Genomic DNA, 6,000 nt, shown 5'->3' on the forward strand with positions numbered 1-6,000 from the left:
GCCGGTCCAGCCCCCGAGCCGCCCGGCTCGCCGCAACGCTTCCCCCGCCTGCGCACCCCCCAGGCTGCCGGTGCTGTACTGCTCGGCACTCTGCTGCTGGGAGCACCGTTCGTTCTGACGTCCGTCTCCACGAGCGACGCTCCTCAGGAGAAGCACACGACCGGCGCAGAGCCAGCGGGCCCCGCGCCCGAGGCATATGTACCGGCCGGGCCCAAGGACCACTCGCCGGATCAGCCGTCGGCGTCCGTGCGGATCTTCGACGGTGACATCAAGTCGACGTACCCGCCGAAGCCCGGGAGCCGGTCACGCTCGGATCTCACCCCCGGCGTCGGCGTGGCCATGGCCCCCCCGGCGAAGCCGCCCTCCGGACGGCGCGCGCATGCCCCGGCCGCTCGCTCCGCCGAGGTCACGAGCGCCACGTCCAAGGGAACGACGCTGTACGTGCACCACGACGAGCAGCTCTTCCCTGGCCAGTCCTGGCACACCAACCGCATCACCCTGACGATGCAGACGGACGGGAACTTCGTCATCTACGACAACGACCGTCACGGACTCTGGTCGACCAGGACGAATGGCGTGGGCTACCGGGCGATCATGCAGGCCGACGGTAACTTCGTCGTCTATGACCGGTCGAGCCGGGGCATCTGGAGCACCGGCACGGCCGGTCACGACGGTGCGTTTCTCAGCCTGCAAAACGACGGCAACGTGACCGTCCGGTACAAGGGAAGGAGCCTGTGGGCCTCCGGTACGAGGGCCTGACCGTTCCGGCTACGGCGCATCACGCGTTCACAGCGCATCGCGCGGTCAGTGCCCGGTACCCGCGGACCAGAGCACGGCGCCCTTGTACTCGACGGTCACGTCTCCATCGGGTCGCAGGCACAGGACCGCGTTGTCGTGGCCGGCCGTTCCACTGCCCCAGACGCTCAGCCCTGCTCGGTCATAGACGACGAAGTTGCCGTCGGCCTGCATGATCGCCCGGTAGCCGCGGTCGGCTGTCCCCGACGACCAGCGGGCCATGCCCTTCTCGTCCCGGATGACGAGGTTGCCGTCCGCCTGCATGTTCACGGTGCTGCTGTCGCTGCGCCAGAACTGTCCGGGCATGAGCTGCTGGTCGCGACGGATGTACAGCGGCTTCGGGCTCGCGGACGCAGACGGGCTGCTCGACGGCGACGGGCTGCGCGATGCCGAGACCGGTGTCGTGGAGTGCCCGGTCCGACGTGGCGGTTCGGAGCCGCGGTGACTGGGTGAGGGGGTGTGCGAGGGCTCATGGGTCGGCTTGGCCGACATGGTCGCGTCGGCAGGTGGCTTGCTCGTCTGCACCCGGGGTGCTGACGAATGGGCCGCCGTGGAAGTGTGCAATGCGAGTCGGTCCTGCATCGAGAGCCCGCCGGCCAGGAGAGCCACCGCGGCCCCGACCACCGCGGTGGCGACCAGGAGGCGCCGCCGCGGAGCGACGGCCCTTCTGGTGCCGGCCGGCGCTGCCGCCTGCGGGAGCGGCTGCGGAGCGTCGGTGGCCGGGTCGCAGGCGGGCACGTCGTCCGAAGCTTCCGTCGGCTCGGTCGGAGGGGCCGGCACAGCCTCGGGCGATGGATCCGGGACGGACCCAGTCGTCACCAACTCTTGAATGACGGAACTGAGTTCATCGGCGAATTGGGCGGCCGAAGCGAACCGCAGCTCCCGGTCGGCCTCCAAGGCGCGGGTCACGACGCCTTGCACAGCGGCGGGAAGATCCGGTCGCAGTTCGTGGAGCGGGACGATACTGCCGGCCGGGCCCGGCACCTTGCCGGTGAGGAGTTCGTACGTCACCGCGCCCAGCCCGTACACGTCGGACCGGCCGTCCATCCCGGCTCCGTCCGGATCGCTCTGCTCAGGAGCCATGTAGCCGACGGAACCAGCGGTCAGGGTCAGGCTCGACGCGTGGGCGAGGCTCTTGGCGAGACCGAGGTCGCCCATGAGCACCCGGTCTCGGCCGCCGGGCCCCAGCCCGACCAGGATGTTGGACGGCTTGACGTCCCGGTGCAGGACACCGGCCTCGTGCAAGGCGGCCGTTCCCCGTGCCGCTTCCGTCGCCAGCCGCAGGGCCTCGGCCGTCGGCAAGGGGCCGCCGACGTCGGCCAGCCGGTCCGCCAAGGTGCCGCGGCCGGCGTACTCCATGACGAAGTACGGTCTGCCGTCGTCCAGTTCACCGACGTCGTAGACCTGGATCACCCGGGACGAGGCAGCCTGACGCAGCAGGCGCGCCTCGGTGAGGAACCGCTCCCGCATGTCCAGGCGGTATGACCAGTTCTCCGTCATCACCTTGACCGCGACCGGCGCGTCGAGCGAGTCGTCGTAAGCCAGCCAGACGACAGCGAAGGCGCCGGTCCCCAGAAGCCGTTCGACTCGGTAGCGACCGATCTTGTGAGGGAGGTGCATGGACACATCATGCTCCGCACACATCTCCTTCGCATAACCGTTCACCGGCTGATACAGCGGTGGGCACGGTCCCTTCGGGCCGCAGGAGTCGCTCCGGGCTCCGATCGGCGGGCGTCACCGCCGACAGCTTGTGGGCAGGTCCCGTGCGCCTTCCCGTCCTCTTCGGGACGCCCCCGCCCCGGGACCGCGCGCCGGGAAGCCCCGAGCGGTCGCCACACCTGGCTCGTCATGACGTCGGTCCCTTCAGGCACTTCTCCCCACCGAGTCCGCCGCTTTCGCCCCGGTGTGACCCGGTCCACGGTGCTTCGGCACCGCCGTCGTCCCCATCGGTCGCCGCACCGGGCATTCGCCGGGGCCGGCCCGCGGTTGCGGCGGCGGACGGGCGAGCAGGCACGGTGGTCACCCAAGCCTTCTCGCCCGTCCAACGGGACGACGGGAGACGCCGCGAGTCGGCCGAGCGAGGCCCCTGCCTGTCGTGGAAGGTTCCTGCTTCAACCGCTCGCTGTCAGCCGTTTTCGCCGACGCGGACCACCCGCAGCCCGGGCGCGGACCGGATGTCGTCCTCGCAGAAGCGGGACGTCACCCACTTCCCGCCGGAGAACAGCAGCGTCTGGTCGCTGTAGTAGGGCGAATCCGGGTTCGAGGACTGGGAGTACGTCAGCAGCGTACGGGCCACGGGGCAGCTGCTCCCGTCCCAGCCCACGGCCTGGATGTAGCTGGAGCCGGTCGTGACCTCCGAGTAGCCGCCGGCCACCGGGTTCCACACCGAGTCGATCTTGTTCCACACGCCGAGCGACTCCGTGCCGCCGGGCACCGGGATGCGCTGACCGGAGCGTACGACGAACTGGTGGTCGCCCAGTGCCGAGTCCAGGGCTATGCCGGCAGCCCTCAGTTCCGCCACCGAGTCGGCGAGCGCGGTGGTGAAGCCCGGCGCGTCCGTGTTGAGCGTGTTTGGCGTGTGGACGGGGTCCGCCGCCGAGAACGGGACTTTCCAGAGCTGGTCGCTCGGCACGGCCGCCGTCAGCTTCCGCCAGAAGCGGTCGAAGAGCAGCGCCCCCCGGCTGTCCGTGTGCATGGAGTGATCCCACCGTTCGAGCACAGGACAGGCTTCGGTCACGTCCACGGCCTTGCCGTCCGTACCCTTCGCCGTGCCCTCCGGGAGAGCGGCACAGGCGCGTGCAGCGTCGTCGGCGATCAGGTCGCCCGCGGGCACTCGGTTCGCGAACTGCTGCCGCTGGAGGTCCCGAACGGTCAGTCCGCCCTTCGCGGCCATCGCCGTCACGTCGTCGACCGCACCGCGCGTGCGCATCGACCGCGGGGTGCCGATCGTGCCGAACACCCGCTCGTAACCGGTCAGCGGTCGGTCGGCGTTGGCCAGCCAGGCACTGTCGTTGGAGTTCTCCACGTACGTCGCGTCCTTGATCACCGGCATCTTCCCCGGCCCGAAGATCCCCGGTTGCACGGCGTCGGCGTCGCTGCCGAGCTCGCAGGCGCTGCGCGAACCGTCGAGGATCGCGAGCCCGGACGAGGGATAGGTGACCTTGCCGAGCGGTGTCGAACAGCGCTGTGCGAGCTCGTCGGTGATGCGCGGCAGTACCTGCGCCTGCGTGAACAGGGAGTGGCCGCCCGCATCGGCGGCGATCGTGTTCGCCCAGGGCAGCCCCTGGTTGCGCCGCAACGAGTCGAGGATCTGGTCCGTGCCGTGCGCCTTGGCGAAGCCGAGCTCGGTGGCGGAGGCACGCAGGTTCGCCGCGTTCGGGTCGTTGAGCGCGTACGCCGTCGTGGAGGTCCAGGGGAGGGGCAACTGCGCGCCCAGCGAGGTGACGACGGGGCCGTACCGGGTCCACCACTGGGTGCGGGTCACCGGTGCGCTGTCCTTCACGGCGACGGTCACGGTGCGTCTCGTCATCCGCTCCGGCTTGCCGTCGACCAGGTAGGCCGTCGGATCGGCCGGATCCAGTGCCAGCTGGTGCAGATTGAGCGTGACGCCCGTCGCCACGGTGTGGCTCCACGCCGCGTGCTCGTTGTGACCGATGGAAACCGTCACCGAGCCCAGCAGTGAGCCGCCGGCGACGTTCAGTTCTCCGGGAATGGTCTGCTGGGACTGCCAGAAGCGGCGGCCGCCCTGCCACGGATAGTGCGGGTTGCCGAGCAGCAGACCACGGCCGTTCGCGGTCGTGTCGCCTCTGAAGGCAACCGCGTTCGAGCCCATGTCCGCGTTCTCGGACGCGAAGAGCTCACGCGCCGCCCGAGCGGTCCGTTGCGGGTCGGGCGCCGAAGGGCCGGTGGCGGATGTCGGCGGCTGCGCGGCCGTGATGCCGTCCAGGCCCCGGCCCTGACCGCCCAGGACGGACAGCGCGAAGTCGTGCGTGGCCACGTCCACAGCGGTGATGGGGCGGACCCACGCGGCGTCCCGGCACGCCGGGTCCTTGACGGGATTCTGGTGGAGCCAGGCGTTGTAGCCGGCCGCCCAGCCGCGCATCAGGTCCTTGACCTGCTGCCCCGGTCCTTGAGGCGCGGGCTCGGCGAGCAGCTTCTCCACCGTGCCGGCCTCCCGTACGCCCTTGAAGTACAGGTCGTTGGAGAGGTTCGTGGTGGCCGACGACAGTGAGCCGTCCGGCGCGGCGTCGGGACCGAAGTAGCGGGAACGCTCGCCGCGTACGGTCACGAAGCCGTCGGCAAGGGTGCACACCTGGTCGGCCGCCTGCGCCCAGCCGTCGCCGAATCCGAGGTTCGCGTAGTCTTTCGCCACGATGTGCGGAATGCCGTACTCGGTGTAGCGGATGACGGCGGACAGACCGTCCTGGGACGGCTGCCGCTGCCTGTTCTGGTCAGCGGCCGCTGCCGAGGGTAAGAGGGCCGCACCGGTGAGCAGGGTGACAGCCGCGACGGCAAGCTGTCTGATACGGATACGCATCGAGCCTCACAACATCATGGTGAACGGGGATAGTTGAGCGTAGCAACGGTCATCCGCAGCTCCGTGGCCCCCGACTCGGCTTTCCCGGCCCGGGCCGAGGCGGCCCCACTCCGCCGGTCCCGGACCGACGAACCCCCCGACCCACCTGGGCCCCTGTCGGTGGTGATGCGGTCGGCGGCTGCGGGACTGGGGGCGCCTGCTGACCTGACGGAATTCCGCATGCGGCACTCCGGATGCCGGGGGCCGGGAACAGCCGCTTGCCTCGCGCCGGACCGACGCAGGCACGCTCACCTGGAACGACGCGCGGGGTGAACCTTGAGTCAGCCACCTGAAACGCGCATACCGACCGCTGGACGACACCAGCCGACGAGACCCGCGTGACCGACCCGGATGCCCTCGCCCCGACCCTCGTCACCGGCATCGCACGCGGCAGTCCGGGGAGTCGTCCCGCGCGCCCTCGCGTCCGGCTCCCGTTCTCGACCTCCGTTCACCGGCGCCGGGGATGAGGCTGTCAAGTGTTCATCCGGTCCTCGAATTGGGGCCGGTCGGGCCCTATGAGAGTTGGTCCGCCGGTGTGGTGGCGGGAGCCGTCGTACTGCTGGGCAGGTACGGACCGTGCGCGGAAGTACCGTCCGCGCAGCACCCGGGGAGCCGGACCGGCTACGGCT

The 6,000-nt window shown here is 70.4% G+C and carries 3 protein-coding genes; 1 reads left to right on the forward strand and 2 read right to left on the reverse strand.

Annotated elements, in window-relative coordinates:
• The first annotated feature begins 246 nt into the window (after window positions 1-246).
• Window positions 247-759: a hypothetical protein gene (locus OG819_RS50510; protein WP_266656493.1), complete on the forward strand. Its 513-nt coding sequence runs from the start codon at window positions 247-249 to the stop codon at window positions 757-759.
• A 45-nt stretch (window positions 760-804) separates the two neighbouring features.
• Here OG819_RS50510 and OG819_RS50515 read toward each other — a convergent pair whose 3' ends face one another.
• Both OG819_RS50515 and OG819_RS50520 read right to left on the reverse strand, forming a co-directional pair.
• Window positions 805-2,415, reverse strand: a complete 1,611-nt coding sequence (locus OG819_RS50515) for a protein kinase (protein ID WP_266656495.1) — start codon at window positions 2,413-2,415, stop codon at window positions 805-807.
• 505 nt (window positions 2,416-2,920) lie between these two features.
• Window positions 2,921-5,332, reverse strand: coding sequence for a penicillin acylase family protein (locus OG819_RS50520; protein ID WP_266656497.1), 2,412 nt, complete (start codon window positions 5,330-5,332; stop codon window positions 2,921-2,923).
• Between the last annotated feature and the right edge of the window lie 668 nt (window positions 5,333-6,000).

Origin of the sequence: Streptomyces sp. NBC_01549 (assembly GCF_026339955.1) — a bacterium.
GTDB lineage: Bacteria > Actinomycetota > Actinomycetes > Streptomycetales > Streptomycetaceae > Streptomyces.